Raw genomic sequence first — 20,264 nt, 5'->3', positions numbered from 1 at the left:
GGTTAGAAAGTAATGTCCACACCTACGATCATCGAGCGGGTCATCGGGTAGCTGATGACGGTAGCACCGGTGGTACCGTGCTCGGGATCCCAGTAGTTCATGTTGTGGAACGTATAGAGGTTAAGGGCGCTGGCATAGATGCGCACTCCGCTCATGAGGGCCTTTTTGGTCCACTTCGAAGGCAAGTTGTATGCCAGGGTAATGTCTTTGATACGCAGGTAGCTACCATCCTCGAGATAACGGGTAGAGGTTTGCATACTGTTGCTCGAGTTGTTGTATACCGGTTTCGGCAATACGTTCATGTCGCCCGGTTGTTTCCAATAGTTCAAGGCACCTTTCCAGATGTTCTGGTCGCCATAGTAACCGTCTGATTCGAACAAAGAACGGTCTTGGTTCAACACCTTGTTACCGTAACGGGCTTCGAGTTGGATACCCAGCGAGAGACCTTTCCAAGAGAGCTCGGTGTTGAAACCACCGGTCCACAGAGGTTCGGGCGAGCCGGCATTGATACGACGAGCTTCTTGCGAATTTTCGGTCAACAGGCCCTCTTCGTTACGCCACAGAGCGTTACCGTTTTGGGGGTTCACACCGGCGTAGTCGTACAACCAGTAGGTGTAGAGTTGCTCACCTACTACATAGCGCAGCGAGGTTCCGATGAAGTCCTGACCCGGAGCCAGTTCGAGCACTTTCGAACGGTTGGCGGCAAAGTTCACACCGGCCGACCATTTGAAGTCGTTGGTGTTGAAGATGTCGGCATCCAACTGAACCTCGATACCGCTGTTGCGGATTTGACCTACGTTTTGAGCTTGCGAAGAGAAACCGGTGGTATAGGGCAGCGGCGAGGCAATCAACATGTCCTCGGTACGACGGGTATACCAGTCGATCGATCCGCTCAAGCGGTCGAACAAGCGGAAGTCAACACCGATGTTGTGAGTCTTGTTGGTTTCCCAAGTCAGTTTACGGTTCTGCAGCTGCGAGGGGAGCTGACCGGTGATACCGTTGTAAACGATGTCGGAGTAGAGACCGTAGTGAGCATAAGCGGCGATGTTGTCGTTACCGTTCACACCGTAGCTGTAACGCAGTTTCAATACATTCAGTACATTCTTGATATCTTGCATGAAAGCCTCGTTGTGGATGTTCCACGATGCACTGGCTGCCCAGAAGGTACCCCAGCGGCGATCGGGACCGAACTTGGAGCTACCATCGGTACGGAGCGAACCTTTGATGTAGTAGCGACCGTCGTAGCTATACTCGGCTACACCGAAGAACGAAACCATGGCCGTTTGAGTAAGACCGTCGTGGGCCGTTTGGTCTTCGACCGAAACACCTACCGAGTGGTAAGGACGTTGCTCGTTTACGTGATACGATATAGCTTGGTTGTGGGAGTATTCATAGGTATTGGCCTCTTGACCCAACATGATGTTCAACGAATGAACGTCGTTGAAGAGGTCGTCGTAAGTAACCGTGTTAGAGGTAGTCAACAGACGATATTGCACATCGGCCGTATTCAGCGATGCACCAAACGAAGTTTTGTTGATGAATGACGGCGAGAACTGGCGGCTGTTGGTATAGGCATACTCAACCGAGTTGTTGGTGCGGAAGGTCAATTGCTTGATGGGTTTCCACTCCAAATAAGCCGTACCGTTGAATTTGTATTGCTTGTCATATTTGTCCGAGCCTTTGATAGCAGCCAGCGGGTTGATATTGAACACGAAGGGGAGGTCGAAGTTGTAGCTGCCGTCCTCGTTGTAAGCCGGCATCGTCGGGGCCAGAGCCATACCCGAATAGAAGGGGTTCGAGGGAGCCAGACCGCTATCGCCGATCAAGCTGTTCGTTACGTCCGAAACTTTCATGTAACCGGCGTTGATACGGGTACCCACTTTCAACCATTTGTTGAGCTCGGTATCGAGGTTGGCACGAACCTGCATCTTCTCGAAACCTACGGTGGGAACGATACCTTCGGTCTTGTTGTACGACAACGAAGTATAATAGGTAGTCTTACCGGTACCACCCGAAGCAATCAGCTCATACTCTTGCAAGCTACCGTTGCGGGTCAACTCTTTCATCCAGTTCGTACCGCCTTTGGCAGCCAGCGAGAGGGGGAAGTAATATTCCGATGCGGGGTTATCTACGTCGTAACCGGCGTTGATACGGGCATCGCGTTGATATTGGATATACTCTTGCAGGTTGGCCATACCGAAGTCGTTGTCGTTGGCCAGCGTAGTGACACCATAACGAGCGCGGGCAGTAACTTTCGACTTACCGGCTTCACCCGATTTGGTGGTAATCAAGATCACACCGTTGGCAGCACGCGAACCGTAGATAGAGGCTGCGGCAGCATCCTTCAACACGGTTACCGAGGCAATATCGCTGGCGTTGATCATGGCGATGGCGTTCATACTGTTGGAGAGAGCACCGGTATTACCGCTCTCTACGGGAATACCGTCGACTACATACAAGGGGTCGCTACCGGCACCGATAGAACTGGTACCACGCACACGAATCGTAGCGGCAGAACCCGGCTGACCGTTGGTCGACGAAACCGACACACCAGCCATCTTACCCGAGAGCATCTTATCGACCGAGGTTTCGGGAATCGAAGCCAGGTCGTCGCCTTTCACCGTGGCGATAGAACCGGTCTTGGCCTCTTTACGGATGGTTTGGTAACCTACCACAACCACATCGTCGAGAGCCTGATCGCTCGAAGTCAATTTTACTACCATGCCATTACGGGCAAATACCTCTTGTCTCTCCATTCCGATGTAGGTAATCACCAGGGTTCGCCCGGCTCCTTCGGGAATTTTGATTGAAAACTTACCGTCATTATCGGTAATGGTAGAAGCGTTCGTGCCCTTCACCAAGATAGACGCACCGATAACCGGCTCGTCGTCCTCTGCTGTCAATACCGTACCGGAGATGCTCGTCTGAGCCACCGCTAACGAAATGCCAGCCAACAGAGCGCACAATAACAATGTTAATTTTCTCATACGACTGAAATTAAATTTAAATAAACGATTTATTCCTTCTTCTTTCTTTTACTTTCTTTACACACCCGGCGTGTTACGGCCGGACTTTTACATTACACTCCTTGCAATTAAACTAACTCTTAAAACTCCTCTTCTTTTAAACCTTATTATAATATAAACCTTAAATTGAACCTATGAGAATCACTCTCATTCACACTTCTTATTGAAGTATTCAGCATGCAAAGATAGAAAAAAAACGACAATATGAAATTCAATTTGAAAGAAAATTACCCACATCGCCTTTCTTTTTGACAAAGCCATTGTCCAGCTCTCCCGAAATGGCCCGTATACATTTTTTCACAGCACAACTAACTTATTAAGATACAACCATATAGAAGAGGCATTTTTTCTGCCACAAATATGCACAAACCGGAGAATAATCCATTTGTTAATAAACATTAAACACACGACCATTACCACCGTATTATCACCAAACTGCGCTAATCTTATCGAAAATTTAACTCAAAAAGTTTATTCTATTAACAGATTAGTATCTACAATTGCCCGCCTGCCCTCCCGACAAATCGAGGAGGAAAAAGCAACAGGCGATAGACAAAATAGCCCCGTTGGTATAATTCTATGAAAAAAATGAGCGGCAAGTGCCTCCATACGCATTCTCTTTTGTATTTTTGTCTAAAATTTTGAGCAGTGAATCTTATTATCGATCAAGGAAATTCGGTAACCAAAATGGCACTTTTTCGGGCCGGCCAATTACAAAATGTCGATTTCTACCCGAAATGGGGCCCCGATGAAGTGACGCGGTTTCTCGATACCCACGCAGTCGATGCGGCTATCTTCTCGACCGTTACCGACCCCGACCCCGAAGCTCTGAAGCTCTTGCAGCAACGGGTGCGCTGCTTCGTACGCTTCGACCACACGTCGCAGATACCGGTGCGCATAGGTTATCACACCCCGCACACCCTGGGCCTCGACCGCATTGCGGCCGTGGTGGGAGCCTCGATGGAGTGTCCCGGCCGGCCGGTGCTCATCGTCGATGCCGGCACCTGTGTCACCTACGACCTGCTCACGGCCGACGGCACCTTTGTGGGCGGCAACATAGCCCCCGGCATCAGGCTGCGGCTGCTCGCCATGCACGAGCACACCGGCAAGCTGCCCCTGGTGAGCGACTCGGGCGAGATTCCCGAGATTGGCTTCAGCACCGAGACGGCCATGCGGGCCGGCGCCACGCTGGGCGTGGCCTATGAAATCGAAGGCTACATGGCCCGTCTCAACGAGATTTACCCCGACCTTTTCGTTTTTTTAACAGGGGGAGATGCCTTAAAATTGGCTGCAAAAATAAAAAGTCGCATCTTTGTGAACGAAAATTTGGTATTAACCGGCTTAAACAGAATATTACAGGAAAATGCTGAAATATAAAATTCTCTTGATAAGTTTGGCGATAGGACTTGTCGCATGGGCCCAAAACGGCACCACCTCGCCCTATTCCCGATTCGGATACGGTATACTCGGCGACAATGCCATAGGAGCCCAACGAGCTATGGGCGGCGTAGGTTATGCCCTGCACAACAACCGGCAGATCAACGTAATGAACCCCGCCTCCTACGTCAGTATGGACTCGCTCACCTTTCTCTTCGACATAGGCCTTACCTACCAGGCCGTCACGACTCACGAAGGCGAACTGAGCGAAACCTCGCAAAGCGGGTCGCTCGACTACATCGTCATGCAATTCCCTCTGGGCCGCCACATGGCCGGTAGCATCGGGTTGCTCCCCTACTCCAACGTAGGCTATTCGTTTGCCAGTTCCATAGCCAACGGTTCCGACAGCCGTACAGGCGAAGGCAACATCTCGCAAGCCTATGTGGGCGTGAGCGGAAATCTGTTCAAGGGCTTCTCGATCGGTGCCAACGTGAGTTACCTCTTCGGTAACCTCACCAACGCCAACACCGTAATTCCCACGAGCGGAAGTACCGGTATATTCGAGACCGACCTCAAGGTGCGCGACTACCACCTGCAGTTCGGCGCACAATATGCCATCGAGTGGAACAAGAAGCACACCATCACGCTCGGTGCCGTCTACTCACCGGGCAAAGCGCTGCTGGGTAAAGCCTACACCAGCACCTACGATGTGAGTTCGAGCTCGATTATCGACGCCGACACCCTCAACATGAAGAGCCACTACTCGCTGGCCTCGACCTATGGTGGAGGTATCAGCTACAACTACGACAAACGACTCACCGTAGCGGCCGACGTCACCTACCAGAACTGGGCCGATGCCAAGTTTATCAACCTCAACGCCGGGCAGTTGCAGACCTCGACCGGGCAATTCAACAACCGGCTGAAGGTAGCTCTGGGTGCCGAATTCCGCCCCAAGAGCATGGGCGGCAACTATCTGCAACGCATCAACTACCGGGCCGGTCTGTTCTACAACCGCTCCTACCTGAAGATAAACGGCAACGACCTGAACGAGATAGGTGCCACCTGCGGTTTCGGATTCCCTCTGGCCACCGACAAGTCGGTCGTAAACGTAGCCTTCGAATACATCAACCGCCAGTGCTCGCCGGCCAAGCTCATCAGCGAAGACCACTTCCGTATTTCACTGAGCCTTACCTTCAACGAGATGTGGTTCTGGCAACGCAAGTTTGAATAAAATCTACTATCCATAAAAAACAAGAAGCGGAACGAGGGGCATCCCCTGTTCCGCTTTTTTGTTGTTCCATTCAGTTTGTATTGGGGAGGAGCCAGGCTCCACCCCGACACAAGGCGCCACCGCTACTTGGCCAGCAACGGCGAGATATACTCGAGCACCTTCTGCAGACCCTCCTCCCGGTTCCACTTCACCTTGTTCTTTTTCAAGAAGGTGTTGAACTCCTTCTGGTCGGCCTCGGGCAACAGTTTGGAGATGGTGCGCTTGTTGGCGTTATAGAGCTGACCGTCGATGACAAAACAGAAACGTACCGAAAGCGGCAGCGTCTGGCCATTCTCACGCTCGACCCGGATGAGGTCGTAATTAAGATTGGTGAGACCGCCTATCTGCAGACTCGACAGATTGTCTACGGCCGAAGTCGACGACGACGTACCATAGGCTCCCGTCCCCTGCGCCAAGCGATCGAAGTCGCCGGTCGTACGGCGGCCCAGAATAGCCTGGGGAGTCTCGCCCAACACCTCGATGTAAAGATTTTCACACCGCACGAAGGCCCGGTTGTCGGGCAGCACGACACGGGCCACATCGTTCTGATTGTCGGTAGTAAATATTTTCGAACCATTCAAATAGTGCAAATCGTTATGCAACAAGTGGATATTGACCTTCGCCTGGCCCGTCTCACCAGAGCGGAAATGGAGCGTGGCTTCGGTAAAATCGGTAAACAGATAGGGCCACATGGTCGTGGGTTCCTGAGCACTGACACTAAGCCATAATGAGGCGAACAATCCCACCATTCCGGCAAATAAAAACTTTCTCATATGAATAAATTTATAGACATTAAAAAATTAAATTTGTCGAAAAAACGTCCACAAGTTAGTAATTTTATGCTACTTTTGCTCACATGGTTAGGAATATTTTGACATTTTAATCACACAAAAACTTAACAATATGAAAATCAAACATCTATTGTGCCTTATCGCACTATGCCTCTTATGGCTCCCCGGTAAAGCGCAACAATTGAGTGTAATGACCCTGCGGAACGGCGCTACGGTTTACATCTGGGAAGACAAGAGCAAACCCGATGTATTCGGTATGGTTGCCTTCAAAGTGGGCTCGGTCGACGACCCGGTACAATATACCGGTCTGGCCCACTACCTCGAACACGTCATGTTCAAAGGCACCCAGACAATCGACGCCCTCGATTGGGAAAAAGAGAAACCTATCTACGAGAAAATCATCGCCAAGTATGATGAGCGTGCCGCTACGACCGACCAGGCCAAGCGTGACGCCATAGACCTGGAGATCAACGAACTTACTCGCGAAGCTGCCCAGTATGCTGTCGGCAACGAGTTTTCGCAGCTCATCGACCACATGGGCGGCGAAGGGCTGAACGCCAGCACGGGCTTCGACCAGACCGAGTATCACAACTCGTTCCCCCCTTCGCAACTCGAGAAGTGGCTCGAAGTTTACTCCGAGCGCCTCATCGATCCCGTATTCCGTGGATTCCAGACCGAGCTCGAGGCCGTATATGAGGAGTACAACATGTACAACGACAACCGCGGTTCGCGCCTGGGCGAGTTCATCAACGAGCAGGCCTTCGGCTCCCACCCCTATGCCCGCCCCATCATCGGTCTGCCCGAGCACTTGAAGAACCCCCAGCTGAGCAAGCTCATCGAGTTCTACAACACCTGGTACGGCCCGCAAAACATGTCGATTATCCTCGTGGGTAACGTCGACACCAAGACGGCTATCCCCTTGATTCGCGAGAAATTCGAGCGTATCCCCCGCCGGGCCGAAATCCACCGCGAGAAACAACCCGTGCCCCAGTTCAAAGGCCGCACCGAGAAGAGCGCCAAGATATACTACTACCCCATGTTGGCCCTCATCTACAACGGTGTACCCTCGAACGACAAGGACGAAATACCTCTGCAAATCTGCTGCGAACTGCTCTCCAACTCGCAAAAGACCGGTATCCTCGACAAGCTGCAACTCGACGGTGACATCATGAGCGTAGGTGCCGGACAGAACGCCATGCGCGATGCCGGTGTCGTCATGATCAACGCCATCCCCTCGTTCGACGCCAACCAGAACCGCTGGGACAGCCACAAGGCTGTCGAGAAGATTCTGCTCTCGTCGCTGCAACAGTTGCAAAACGGCGAGTTCGACGAGACCATCCTCAACTCCATCAAGCAGAACATGATTCGCGAATATGAGCTGAGCCTCGAATCGAACGAGACGAAAGCCTACATTCTGGCCTCACTCTTCAACACGGGTTCCGACCCCTCGGAGATACTCAACTACAAAGAGCGCGTAAATGCCGTTACCCTCGACGAGGTAAAGGCTACGGCCAAGAAATACTTTACCGACAACTACCTGGCCCTCAACATTCAGGAAGCCAAGAACCTCGACAGCAAAGGCAAAAAGCTGAAAAAACCGGCCTACAAACCTATCGAGACGAAGAAGGGCGAAATGTCGGAGTATGCCAAATGGGTAGAAAGTCTGCCCGCCCCGCTGCCCGAGGTGAAATATTGCGACTTCAACTCGATACAGCAGAAGCGCATCAACACGCGCAGCAAACTGTTCTACAACTTCAATCCCGAGAACGAAGTCTTCACCATGACGCTGAAATATGGCGTAGGGACTCACCGCATGCCTAAACTCGAATATGCCGTTGCCCTGATGAACAATGCCGGTATGCTGCCCGACGTCGAGCCGCTGGCTATCAAGCGGGCCATGGGCGAACTCAACGTCAACTGCTCTTACGCCGTCGACGACAACTACATGTATGTGATGATGAACGGCTACGAGAAAGACCTCGTGAAAGCCTGCCAGTTGCTCTCGAAACAGATTCTCTTCCCCAAACTCGACGACAAGCAGCTGCAAAGCCTTATCGGTAGCGCATTCGGTTCGCGTCAGATGGAGAACAGCGACATCAGCACGCTGGAGAGAGCCCTCACTTCGTATGTGCTCTACAAAGACAGCTCCGACTACCTGCAACGCATTCCTACCCGCGACCTGCTGGATCTCTCGATTACCGACCTCACCACCCAGTTCCAGGCCGCTACCAACTACGAGTGCGAAATCTACTACACGGGTACCGCTCCCTTCGACGAGGTGTACGACGTATTGAGCAAGAACCTGCCGTTGAAAGCCGAGGAGATGCCCTCCTCGTCGCCCGAACTGCGCACCCGCGAGAAGTATGCCGAGAACACCATCTTCTTCTTGCCCAACAGCAAGGCTACACAAAGTAAGATTTACTTCTTCATCGAGGGTAAACCCTTCGACGTGAAGGACGACATTGCCATCGAAGCCTTCTCCGACTACTTCGGAGGCGGATTCGGTAGCCTCGTCATGGACGAGATTCGTGAAAAACGGGCCATGGCCTACAGCGCCTACGGTGTGATTTCGACCCCCTCGGTTGCCCGTCGCAACTTTCTCTTCCAAGGTTTCGTAGGTACCCAGGGCGACAAGACCCTCGATGCCATCGACATCTACATGAACCTGCTCACCGACATGCCTTCGATGCCCGAGCACTTCGACGTCGTAAAGACCAACATCAAGGAGTCTATCCTCAGTGCCAAACCCGGCTTCCGTTCGGCCAGCGCCGTATATGAGGCCTGGAAACGCATGGGCTATACCCAAGACCCCGCCATCGACAAGATGAAGAAAATCGAAACGCTCAAGTTCGAAGACATCGTCAACTTCTACAACGAGAATATCAAGGGTAAACCCATCGTGATGGCCATCGTGGGCAACCCCAAAGATTTCGATGTGAAAGCGCTCGAGAAATACGGCAAGGTAGTGAAGGTTTCCGAATCGAAACTCTTCTCCGAATCGGGCTTCTAAACAACCGGCCGCAAACCATACGGGCAAAGGCTCCTGCCATCGCAGGGGCCTTTCCTTTTTTCAGGCGATACCAATCTTCCGGCTCTCTGGCCGAGACCGGCTACAGCTTACAAGCCAATCCTCAAGAGACAAAAAATGCCCGCTCCTTCCGTCGGGGCGGGCATGAATTAGATGTATGCCGGGACAAGGGCTGCAACTGCAACTTCAGCCCCACCCGTCGCCATCACAGGGAAGAACCCTTGAACACACGGCTCTTGTCGAGCGGCAGGATAATGCCCTTGAGGGTAATGTTGTTGGAGTGGAAATTGGGCACAATGTTGACAATGGCCTGATTGCTGCCGTTGTAGAGCGTAATATCCACCCGGGCCGAGATACCGGTTCCCATGACATTGAGCGAAAGGAACAGGTTCCCCTTCTTGTCTTTCCGCAGGTCGTAGTTCGAGAAACTGCCCTCTACGGTCACACCGCCCAGGCCGTTAAGGCCGCTGACGGGTATGTTGAATGCCGTCTGTACCACGGCACGGTCCCCGTCAATCGAAACAAAGTTGGTATTCGAAGCCACGAATGCCGTCTCTCCGTGCTTGAAAATCACCTGGTCGGCCTCCATCGTGAAAGCCTTCTCGTAAATGGCCCGCTCGGCATCGGCATGTTGCAGACTGTCGATACGCTCCTGCAGAGCCTTTTTCTCCTCCTTGGTCAATTCCCGCTCTTGAGCTGAGGCGCTTCCTGCCCATACCAGCAGAAACATCGCCAAAACAAATGCAATTCTTTTCATCGTTCTCTCCTTTCAATCCCCGACAAGCGGGGTTTTCGTTTGGTTCATAGATAGCAAAATGTATACCATAATAACGGTTATCAACTGATTAACAAGGCATAAGAGGCCTGTAAATTATACATTTTTAATTTCAAATAAGATATGCTTACTCGAAAGCCGAGATCATGCCTCAGGAGTGGGTCTCGACCCTGCCAAATATTCTTTCTCACAGGAATAGCCCAGCCGATTGGTCGAACCAAAAATTTTTCGTACTTTTACCCGAAAATAGGGTGATACTCATTTCGCTTCGATGAAAATAGATAAAAAGAAAATATTCGAATTCGTACGCAAGCACTTCTCTCTGGGGAAGGCGTTTCTGGTCGTATTTGTCATTTTCATTCTCTTTATCGACGAAAACAGTTGCATCCAGCGGGTACGTTACGACCGGCAAATCAACGACTTGCGGCAACAGATTGCGGCACAGAACGATACGACCGACTACTACAACCAGCAAATCGAACGGTTGAAAACCGATAAAAACGAGGTCGAACAAATTGCCCGCGAACAGTATTATATGAGTAAACCCAGCGAAGATATCTACATCATAGAACCGAAAAAACAAACCCACTAAATACTACCGACATGAAACAGCATACGCGCGACATGCTCTTTATGGTTTCCTCCATCGCTGTCATCATCGGGGCAGCTCTGCCTCTGTTCATGATCAAACTGCCGTGGGTCCCCTACCTCTATGCCTGCGGTGCCGCCGGTATGGCCGTCTGCCGACTCACCTTCCGCTACAAGGGCAAGAACTTTCGGTTGAAACGGCTTTTCCACATCGAGACCTTCTCGTCGCTCTTCCTGGTAGCCTCGTCCTATTTCATGTTTCGCAACGATCCCGACTGGGTAATGCTGCTCACCGTGGGGGCCGCCCTGCAACTCTATACGGCTATTCTCATTCCCCGAGTGGCCAAGAAAGAGGGCAACGACTGATACTCACCGCGCTGTCACAGACGCTCCCCCCCTTCCGATTCTCGCGACTCGGAACGATGGTTCGTGCCATATTGTCTACCTGACAGCGGTACACCGTCGCAGCCCGAACGCTCTCCAGTTGCCCCCATCTTCTCCATCCGTTCGCCCCAATATATCCGGCATCCCCTTTCCCGGAGGTATTCCCAAGTAGGAATATAATCAGAACGAAATCAACTCATTAAACATACGCACCATAAAAAATCCATTATTTTGTTTGTTATTCTACGAAATTTTCGTAGATTTGCGAAGTAATCGTAGTTAAGATTAAACAGAGCAATGGAGAAACTGACTCATCAAGAAGAAGAGGTGATGCTCGTCATCTGGAAAAAGGGACGGGGTATCATCAAAGACTTTCTGGAAGAACTGCCCGAACCGCGCCCGCCCTACACCACCGTGGCTTCGGTCGTGAAGAACCTGGAGCGCAAAGGCTACCTGGCAAGCGAGAAGATAGGCAACACCTATCTCTATACGCCCCACATCAGTCAGGACGACTATAAAAAGCGGTTCCTCTCGGGAATCGTCAAGAGCTATTTTTCCAACTCCTACAAAGAGATGGTCACCTTCTTTGCCCAAGAGAACAAACTCTCTGAAGAGGACCTGCGCCAGATCATCGCCATGATCGAACACGAAAAAGAGTAAACCAACTAAAAAAACGGCACGATGGATTTCCTGCTTTACCTGCTGCAAGTGCACATCGCACTCTCGCTGCTTTTCATAGCCTACAAGGCCCTTTCGGCCCGCAATACCCACCTGGTCACGAGGCGGGCGCTGCTGTTGGGTATCCTGCTGTTTACCCTCACCTACCCGCTCTATCGCCTCCCCTCCGTGGCCGACGCCATACCCCATACCCTGCAATTCACACTGCCCGAGCTATCGATAGCGCCGGCCGCTGCGGCCCAAACCCCGGTCAGCTTCGACCTCTATCGGCTGGGAGCCTGGCTCTATGGCGGCATAGCCTTGCTGCTGGGACTGCGCATGGTCATACGGCTGCTCTCCATCGTGGGGCTGCGCCGGCGGGGCCGGTTGTACCGCGAGGGAGCCTGGCGCATTGTCGTCTGCCCCGAGCCGATGCAACCCTGCTCGTTCTTCCACTGGATATTCCTGCCGGCCTCGATGGCCGGTACACCCGATGCCCGGGCGACCATTCTCAAACACGAGAAGGCGCACATCCGGCAAATGCACACCCTCGACATTCTGCTGGGCGAGGTGGTGGCCGCGTTCTGCTGGATTAACCCGCTTGCCTGGCTGCTGCTGAAAGAGATACGGCTCAACCTCGAATACCTGGCCGACCGCGCCGCACTGGCCGACGAGCCTGAGAAGCGCACCTACCAATACCTGCTGCTCGACTTGGCCCGCGACAACCGGCCGCAAGCCTCGGCCATACCTTTCGGCCATTCGTTTCTGAAAGAGCGTATCGCCATGATCAACCGCCGGGCCTCCCCGACACGGTCGCGGTATCGCTACCTCCTCGTGCTGCCTCTCTGCCTCTTGCTCGTTGTCGGGAGCCAAAGCTGCCGACAATCGTCTGGTCATAAAGTACAAAACGACAATCCGATACAGTCCACGACAGGCGAAGCCCAGCCCCAAACGGCCACCCCCCGCGAGGTGCCCGAGCAAGAACCCGTATTCGAGGTGGCCGAGGTGATGCCCGAATTTCCCGGTGGGCCCCAAGCCCTTTTCGAGTTTATCCGGGACAATCTCAAATATCCCCAGGAGGCTATCGACAGCCAGACCGAAGGTCGCGTAATCCTCCAGTTCGTTGTCGATAAAAGGGGGAAAGTGGACAATATTCAAGTCAAACGAAGCATCGACCCGGCACTCGACCGGGCCGCCATCGACGTAGTGCGCGCCCTCCCCGCCTGGAAACCGGGCAGGCAGAACGGCAAACCGGTGAACGTGCGATATACCTTACCGATTGTCTTCAAACTATCCTGACCAATTTGTATACCTTAAATAAAACTTTACTGCAATGAAAAAAGAACTGTTATTTCCTGCCCTGGCTTCCGTAAGCCTCCTGTTGGCCAGCTGTAATGCCAACCCTCAACAAACCGAAACGGCCGCTCCCGACGAATCCGGGGCCACCACCGAAACGGCCGCTCCGGCCCCAATGCCCACCGACTCGGTATATGAAGTTGCCGAAGTGATGCCCGAGTTTCCCGGCGGCACACAAGCCCTCTTCAAGTTTATCAGCGAAAATCTCGAGTATCCCCAACACGCCATCGACGGCCAAATCGAGGGGCGTGTGGTTGTGCAATTCGTGGTCGACAAAACGGGGAAAGTGGGTAATATTCAAGTCGTTCGCAGCATCGACAAGCTTCTCGACCAGGCCGCTATCGACGTGGTGCGTGCCCTCCCTGCCTGGAAACCGGGCATGCAGAACGGCCAGCCGGTGAACGTGCGCTACACGTTGCCCGTCAGCTTCAAGCTGTCATAAGCCAACCGCTAAAAACCGATTCATCGCAAAAACCAAGTATGGCTCGGGGGCTGGTCCCAACCAACCGTACCCCGACCATGCCATACCCGATTTCGAACCACACCCCAATTCGTTTCCACTATGAGAAAAACAAGTTGCTTCATCTTCCTTTTGGGGGCTCTGTGTCTCCCCAAAAGTCATGCCGCACGACCCGACGGAGCCATACCCTTTATCTTCGACAGTCACCTCTATCTGCAGGCCACGCTGAACGATACCGTACCGGTCACGATTATCTACGATACCGGGGCCGACTTCCTCTATCTCGATAAGGATTTTCTGGAGCTGAACCACCTGCAAGAAGCCTTCGGACGCAAAGGTACGGCCCGCATGGGCGGTGCCGGCAACAGCGACCCGCAGCGGGTCGACATCTTCATCGACCCGATTAAAATCAGGTGCGGCAAACTGGACTACCAGAACAAGATAACCCCCATCATCGGGTTACGCGATATTCTGGGGCGATACATCGACGGTCTGCTGGGCAACACCCACCTGTTGCAGGCTCCTTTGATGATAAACTTCAGCGAGAGCTACATCGCGCCTTTGGCCGAGCCCCTCCCGCCCGACTCGCTTGCCGGCTACCACAAGCTCGAAACCCGATTCGAAGAGAACCGCATCGACGTGAAGGCACGCCTGCAAATCGACTCGGCAAACGTGGTAGAAGGCTGGTTCCGTATGGATTTGGGCAGTGGTTCCACCGTCTCGCTCACCAACGAGAGCTCCTCGGCACTTCACCTCGACCAGGTACCCAAAGCCTATTTCCGCACACAAGCCGGCGGCGTGGGTGGCGGTTCCGAAGACATCACGCTAAGAGCCTCCCGCTTCTGCTTGGCCGATACGCTCGACAATCTGGTCATCGACTGCTCACTCAACCAGAAAGGGGCCTTATCGTCCAACCGCCCCTATGTGGGTATCATCGGCAACGAAATCTGGTCGCTCTACGATATAGTGATAGACCCGCTCCACGCCTCGGTTTGGGTAAAACGCAACCAAAACGAAGGCACCTACTCCCGGTCGTCGCTCTCGCACATGGCTACCGTCGACCGCACCGACATCGGTGACGGCTGGATTGTCAACGGCCTCTATCAAGGCGGCATCGCCGAGCGGGCCGGCATCGAAATAGGCGACACCATCATAGCCATAAACGGTCGGCCGGTGAAAGAGATAACCTGGGAGGAGCAACGAAACGGTTTGGGTCTCAAAGGCGAAACCCGGTATACGGTACGAAAGGCCGACGGAAAAACCGTCACCTACCGACTCTTCATTCACGACCAGATTATCTGACCCCGCAAAGAGCCCCCAATCAAAGACAATACAAAAAGCTACTCAACAGCAACACAAAACGACTGAAAACAAAAACCGGCAAGCAACCCTGCCTGCCGGTTTTTATCGTTTACACTGCTCGAGGCGAGCCGATCGGTTTCCCTCTATTCGATGGCATAAAACGGGGAACTCCTCTATACTCCCGATCTGCATCTGTGCAACCAAAACTCTCGAGAAGCTGCAAACGCCATCATCCTATCTTCGTAGGATTTTTTGTCCCCTTTCCCAATTACCTAAACTATTTTATCAGCTCTATAATGCAAACTTCACCTTACAAATATAAAACTAATTTCTAAAAAGTGCATAAGAGGGGTTAAAAATTAACATTCTCAATCTCCTATTTTTGAAGCTCAAAAATACGGTACAACTCCGATAGAATGGGCCATCCCAACTCTCAAAAAAAATTCTGTACAGAAACTATTGCGACTCACAACCAACGCCTGGCAAAAAGGGCATGACCGGGAACCGACAGGACTAATGGCGCTCGGTGCGCGACGCATCGATACGCAACAGCACAAAGAGCAGAATGGTAAATCCCCACAACGACGAGCCGCCATAGCTGAAGAAGGGCAAAGGTATCCCTATCACCGGGCACAACCCGATGACCATACCCACATTCACCGCCAGGTGGAAAAAGAGTATCGACACCACACAATAGGCGTAGACCCGACCAAAGGCCGAGTGCTGTCGCTCACCGATAGCAATGAGACGGAAGATAAGGGTCACAAAGAGCAGAATCACCCCCACAGCTCCCCAGAATCCCTCCTCTTCGCCGATGGTACAGAAGATAAAGTCGGTATCCTGCTCGGGCACATACTTCAGTTTGGTCTGCGTACCGTTGAGGAAACCCTTCCCCCAGAAGCCGCCCGACCCGATGGCAATCTTCGACTGGTTCACGTTATAGCCGGCACCCCGCAGGTCCTCCTCCATACCCAGTGCCACCTTGATACGCTTTTGCTGGTGAGGCTCCAGTACCTCGTTGAAGGCATAGTCGACCGAGAAGAGGAAAACCACCGACACGAGCGCCGTAGCCAGTATGGTGAGCACGCGCAACGAGCGGGTCGAGAAGTAAAGCACCAGCAGATACACCGTCGTAGCCACCGTAGCCCCTATGCACACATAGAGCAGATTGACCGGCACGTCGAAGTAGAGCAGCACACCGCACACCAGCCCTACGGCCAGATAGCCCCACAGCAGATACCGGGCAGCCCGTCCGTTCTTCTGATAGAGCAACAGCATACCGGCCACCACCAGGAAGATGAGGATAAACACCAGCACCTCGCCGGCCGCCACACTCCCCCACATGAGGCCCGAATACTTGACCGCCACCACAAAGTAAACGATGGCACACAGCCCGTAGAAGAGGAAGAGTCCCGACAGGCCCTCGCGATAAAGCACAAAGATGAGCGAAGCAAAGACCAGAGCCGACCCAGTCTCCTTCTGGGCAATAATCAGGACAATAGGCAGCACGATGATGCAGATGGCCTGGATGAGGTCGCACCGGTTCTTCAGCGAAAAGCCGTAGGTCCCGAACGACTTGGCCAGGGCGAGCGCCGTGGCAAACTTGGCAAACTCGGCCGGTTGCAAACTCACCGGCCCCAGCACCAGCCACGAGTGCGACCCTTTGATGTCGGGAGCCAGAAATATGGTGGCAATCAACAGCAGTATCAGAATGCCGTAAAAGAGGTAGGCATAGGCTTCATAGACCCTGAAGTCGACCATCAGAATCATAAAGGCCAGCATAAGCGAGAGCCCTATCCACATGAGCTGCTTGCCCGACCGCTCGGCAAAATCGAAAATACTGGCATTGTCGAAGTCGTAGCTGGCGGCATAGATGCTCACCCAGCCGCAAAAGATGAGGATGAGGTAGAGAATCACCGTCATCCAGTCGATCGAACGCCATATGTTAGTGCTTCTTGACTCCACTGTAAATAATCGTATTGGACTGTAACATACGTTCTTCGAGATATTTCCGCTCCGGGGCAATCTCCCGGTTCAGATACATCTCCATCATCAGGCTCCCGATAGGCACGCCGTAGGTGGCCCCGAAGCCGGCATTCTCGACATACACGGCAATCGCAATCTTGGGGTTGTTCATGGGAGCAAACCCCATGAAGGCCGAGTGGTCTTTGCCGTGAGGGTTCTGAGCCGTACCCGTCTTGCCGCACACCTCGACTCCGGGAATGGCCCCGATGCGGCAGGTACCGCCGGTCACCGCCATGCGCATACCCTCGACCACATAGTCGTAGTAGTGCGCGTCGACCATCGTGTGCTTGGGGGTGGTATACTCGGCACTGATGATCGAGTCTTGTATCTCGCGAATGAGGTGGGGCGTGTAGTAATGGCCCCGGTTGGCGATGGTGGCCGCCAGATTGGCAATCTGCAACGGGGTGGCCAGCACCTCGCCCTGCCCGATGGCCACCGATATGATGGTGAGGGCGCTCCAGCGGTTCTCGCCGTATATGTTGTTGTAGTAGTTGCTGTTCGGAATAAAACCGCGACTCTCGCCCGGCAGGTCTATGCCCAGCCGGTAGCCGTAGCCCATCGAGACCAGATAATCCTTCCAGATGTTGAAGGCCTCGGCGGCCGACTTGTACTTGGTGCGGTTGTCGATCATCGAGCGCAACCCGTAGCAGAAAAAGGCGTTGCACGAGGTTTGCAGGGCCGGCCTCAACGCCAGAGGCGAAGCGTGCCCGTGGCATCCCACCTTCAACCGTCCCGCCACGAAACCGTGGTAGCAGGGATAGAGCGTGTTATCGGTGATGATACCCTCGTTGAGGAAGATGAGCCCCTGTGTGGGCTTGAAGGTAGAGCCCGGCGGATAGGCGGCCATCAGCGCCCGGTCGTAGAGCGGTTTGTATTTGTCGCGATTCAGCTTCAGGTAGTTCTTGCCCCGTTCGCGCCCCACCAGCATCGAGGGGTCGTAGGTGGGGCTCGAGACCATGGCCAGCACCTCGCCCGTCGAGGGCTCGATGGCCACGATGGCACCTATCTTGTTCTGCATCAGCTTCTCGCCATAGGCCTGCAGCTCGATGTCGATCGAGAGCTTCAGGTTCTTACCCGATACGGGGGCCACGTCGTAGCGGCCATCCTCATACCGTCCCTTGATGCGGCCGTGGGCATCGCGCAAGAGAATCTCCACCCCCTTCTCGCCGCGCAGCACCTGCTCGTACGACCGCTCGATACCCAGGTCGCCCGTGTAGTCGCCCCGCTTGTAGTAGTCGTCGCGCTCGATGTCGCGGGGCGACACCTCGCGGATATTGCCCAGCACATTGGCCGCCACGGGGTAAGCATACTGGCGCAGCATGCGGTTCTGGATGAAGAAGCCGGGGAATCGGTAGAGCTTCTCCTGCAGGCGGCCATAATCCTGGGCCGAGAGCTGTGTCATGAAAGTCTGGGGCGTATAGGAGGAGTATCCGGGATTGAGCCGCGGGTTCTTCATGTCCTCCATGCGCTTGTCGAACTGCTCGCGGGTGATACCCAACGTGCGGCAGAAGTCGAGCGTATCGAAGGGACGCACCTCGCGCACAATCATCATCACGTCGTAGGCCGGCTGGTTGAACACCAGCAGCTTGCCGGTGCGGTCGTAGATGAGGCCTCGCGAGGGATATTGGGTCTTTTTCAAGAAGGCATTGCCGTCGGCATACTGCTTGTAATCGTCGTTGAGTACCTGCAACGAAAAGAGGCGCACGATGTAGATACAGGCTACCGCCAGCACGATGCCCCCGATTACATATTTGCGTTTGGCCAGCTTATAATCTTTTCTCACGTCCGGTCTTCGTTAAACTGTCCATTCCCAAAACCACCAGAAACGTCAGTGCGGTACTGGCTACGACCCGAAGGATAAGCCGCCCGACGTTGAGCAGGCTCAACGACTCGACCAGAAACAGCACCACGCAGAAACAGAGCGAAAGCGTGAGGAGATACCGCACATAGAGCGACATGCCGAAGCTGCGAATCGACGGAATCGCCTCGGCATAATCTTCGCCTCGCGGCGTATAGAGGCTCAACACCGGCTTGCGCAAAGCCGCCATCACCACACACGCGAGGGCATTCATACCCGGCGTGTTGCTGAAGATGTCGATTGTGAGACCCAGCACAAAAGCCAGCGTGAGGGTCCAGTTAATCGAGAGCGACAAGGGCAGCCGCAAAATAAAGTAGATGTAAAAGAAGGGTATGGCTACCCCAAACAGATGTATGTCGTTGCCAATCGTCACCTGCAACAGCACCATGACGATAAACAGAAACAGGTATCGCAGCCAGTTACTCATAGCGGGCCTCCTTTTCCAGTTGGTCTTGCTCCTCTTTCATGCGGTTCGAGATGATGCGCACATATCCCAAACAGCTGAAGTCGGTACTCAATTTCACCCGCAGCGCATAGAAGTTGTCGTCGCGCTGCTTCTTGTAGTCGCTGATGACTCCAATCATCAACCCTTCGGGGAATACCGACGAGTAGCCGCTGGTCACAATCGTGTCGCCCGGGGCGAACTCGACATGACGGGGCATCTCCTCGAGCACGGCATAGCGGGGACTCACGGCGTCCCACACCAGCGACCCGAAGTAGTCGCTCCCCTTCACCTTGCAACTGAGGCGCAACTTGGGATTCAGCACCGAGATAGCCACGGCATGATGCTCGCCCACCACGTTGATGATGCCCACCACACCGTTCTGGTCGACCACCCCCATCTCGGGCTCTATGCCTTCGGCACGCCCTTTGTCTATGGTGATGTAGTTGTTGGTCTGGGCCACGCTGTTGTTCACCACGCGAGCCACCACGAAATCGTAGTCGTGCAGCACCGAGTCGGCCGGAATCGTATCCTTGCCCGCTGCAGCCCGGTAGCTGTTGAGCTGCTCCTTCAGGTTGACCACCTCCATCTCGAGCTCACCGTTGCGCAGCTGCAGGTCGCGGTTGGCCTGGCGCAAGCCCAGATACGAGGTGACCTCCGACTGCAAGTCGTAGACCACCACCGCCACCCGGTTGGCCGACGAGAAGTAGACACTGCGCTGATAGGGATTGCGCCCGAACAACAAGACGCAACTGAGCACCACATAGAATGCAAAAACAATCCATGAGCTATGTCGCCACAAAAAATCGATCAAATTGCGCATTGTTTCCTCGTTTGTCTACCAACAACGAGTTACAAAGGCTTTTTCGGCCTCTGTAACTCGTCTCTATACTTGTCATACCCGGCCGGGACAACCCGGCCCTCT

Annotated in this window: 16 protein-coding genes; 9 read left to right on the top strand and 7 right to left on the bottom strand. The window is 53.6% G+C overall.

Annotation, left to right across the window (positions count from 1 at the left end):
* Positions 1 to 2 precede the first annotated feature (2 nt).
* Positions 3 to 2,987: a TonB-dependent receptor gene (locus Q1K76_RS00395; RefSeq protein WP_300130214.1), complete on the bottom strand. Its 2,985-nt coding sequence runs from the start codon at positions 2,985 to 2,987 to the stop codon at positions 3 to 5.
* A gap of 687 nt (positions 2,988 to 3,674) precedes the next feature.
* On the opposite strand from Q1K76_RS00395, the gene Q1K76_RS00390 reads away from it, so the two are divergent.
* Together Q1K76_RS00390 and Q1K76_RS00385 are read left to right on the top strand one after the other, a co-directional pair.
* Positions 3,675 to 4,403: a type III pantothenate kinase gene (locus Q1K76_RS00390; protein WP_300130211.1), complete on the top strand. Its 729-nt coding sequence runs from the start codon at positions 3,675 to 3,677 to the stop codon at positions 4,401 to 4,403.
* Positions 4,390 to 5,634: a hypothetical protein gene (locus Q1K76_RS00385; RefSeq protein WP_300130209.1), complete on the top strand. Its 1,245-nt coding sequence runs from the start codon at positions 4,390 to 4,392 to the stop codon at positions 5,632 to 5,634. The genes Q1K76_RS00390 and Q1K76_RS00385 overlap by 14 nt, the downstream gene beginning before the upstream one ends.
* Before the next feature lie 122 nt (positions 5,635 to 5,756).
* Here the strand turns inward: Q1K76_RS00385 and Q1K76_RS00380 are convergent, their stop codons facing one another.
* Entirely contained in the window at positions 5,757 to 6,446 is a 690-nt protein-coding gene (locus Q1K76_RS00380; RefSeq protein WP_300130207.1) for a hypothetical protein, read from the bottom strand.
* 130 nt (positions 6,447 to 6,576) lie between these two features.
* On the opposite strand from Q1K76_RS00380, the gene Q1K76_RS00375 reads away from it, so the two are divergent.
* The gene (locus Q1K76_RS00375; protein ID WP_087408179.1) at positions 6,577 to 9,474 is read left to right on the top strand and encodes a pitrilysin family protein; all 2,898 of its coding nucleotides are present in this window, start codon (positions 6,577 to 6,579) and stop codon (positions 9,472 to 9,474) included.
* 223 nt (positions 9,475 to 9,697) lie between these two features.
* On the opposite strand, the gene Q1K76_RS00370 is transcribed toward Q1K76_RS00375, so the two are convergent.
* Positions 9,698 to 10,249: a DUF4251 domain-containing protein gene (locus tag Q1K76_RS00370; protein ID WP_300130204.1), complete on the bottom strand. Its 552-nt coding sequence runs from the start codon at positions 10,247 to 10,249 to the stop codon at positions 9,698 to 9,700.
* Positions 10,250 to 10,538: 289 nt separating this feature from the next.
* Between Q1K76_RS00370 and Q1K76_RS00365 the strand changes: the two genes are divergently transcribed.
* The 6 genes from Q1K76_RS00365 to Q1K76_RS00340 all read left to right on the top strand — a co-directional run bounded on the left by Q1K76_RS00365 (position 10,539) and on the right by Q1K76_RS00340 (position 15,014).
* Positions 10,539 to 10,859: a septum formation initiator family protein gene (locus Q1K76_RS00365; protein WP_300130201.1), complete on the top strand. Its 321-nt coding sequence runs from the start codon at positions 10,539 to 10,541 to the stop codon at positions 10,857 to 10,859.
* Positions 10,860 to 10,870: 11 nt separating this feature from the next.
* Entirely contained in the window at positions 10,871 to 11,221 is a 351-nt protein-coding gene (locus Q1K76_RS00360) for a hypothetical protein (protein WP_087408182.1), read from the top strand.
* 315 nt (positions 11,222 to 11,536) lie between these two features.
* On the top strand, positions 11,537 to 11,899 hold the full coding sequence (locus Q1K76_RS00355; RefSeq protein WP_087408183.1) for a BlaI/MecI/CopY family transcriptional regulator: 363 nt from the start codon (positions 11,537 to 11,539) through the stop codon (positions 11,897 to 11,899).
* 21 nt (positions 11,900 to 11,920) lie between these two features.
* Entirely contained in the window at positions 11,921 to 13,195 is a 1,275-nt protein-coding gene (locus tag Q1K76_RS00350) for a M56 family metallopeptidase (RefSeq protein WP_300130199.1), read from the top strand.
* Between the two features lie 34 nt (positions 13,196 to 13,229).
* Complete coding sequence (locus Q1K76_RS00345) at positions 13,230 to 13,694, top strand: energy transducer TonB (RefSeq protein ID WP_300130196.1); 465 nt, start codon at positions 13,230 to 13,232, stop codon at positions 13,692 to 13,694.
* A 120-nt stretch (positions 13,695 to 13,814) separates the two neighbouring features.
* Complete coding sequence (locus Q1K76_RS00340) at positions 13,815 to 15,014, top strand: PDZ domain-containing protein (protein ID WP_087408186.1); 1,200 nt, start codon at positions 13,815 to 13,817, stop codon at positions 15,012 to 15,014.
* Between the two features lie 513 nt (positions 15,015 to 15,527).
* Here the strand turns inward: Q1K76_RS00340 and rodA are convergent.
* From rodA to mreC, 4 genes are read right to left on the bottom strand one after another with little or no spacing between them, the layout of a single operon-like run.
* Positions 15,528 to 16,979: a rod shape-determining protein RodA gene (gene rodA / locus Q1K76_RS00335; RefSeq protein WP_300130194.1), complete on the bottom strand. Its 1,452-nt coding sequence runs from the start codon at positions 16,977 to 16,979 to the stop codon at positions 15,528 to 15,530.
* Positions 16,960 to 18,822: a penicillin-binding protein 2 gene (gene mrdA, locus Q1K76_RS00330; protein ID WP_300130192.1), complete on the bottom strand. Its 1,863-nt coding sequence runs from the start codon at positions 18,820 to 18,822 to the stop codon at positions 16,960 to 16,962. The genes rodA and mrdA overlap by 20 nt, the downstream gene beginning before the upstream one ends.
* Entirely contained in the window at positions 18,806 to 19,324 is a 519-nt protein-coding gene (locus Q1K76_RS00325; protein ID WP_300130191.1) for a rod shape-determining protein MreD, read from the bottom strand. The genes mrdA and Q1K76_RS00325 overlap by 17 nt, the downstream gene beginning before the upstream one ends.
* On the bottom strand, positions 19,317 to 20,162 hold the full coding sequence (gene mreC, locus Q1K76_RS00320) for a rod shape-determining protein MreC (protein WP_087408190.1): 846 nt from the start codon (positions 20,160 to 20,162) through the stop codon (positions 19,317 to 19,319). Before mreC ends, Q1K76_RS00325 begins: the two co-directional genes overlap by 8 nt.
* Positions 20,163 to 20,264 lie beyond the last annotated feature (102 nt).

Origin of the sequence: uncultured Barnesiella sp. (assembly GCF_946496565.1) — a bacterium.
In the GTDB taxonomy this organism is placed as follows: domain Bacteria; phylum Bacteroidota; class Bacteroidia; order Bacteroidales; family Barnesiellaceae; genus Barnesiella; species Barnesiella merdigallinarum.
Note: the sequence above shows the minus strand (reverse complement) of the source record. Positions and strands in the feature narration are given on the sequence as shown.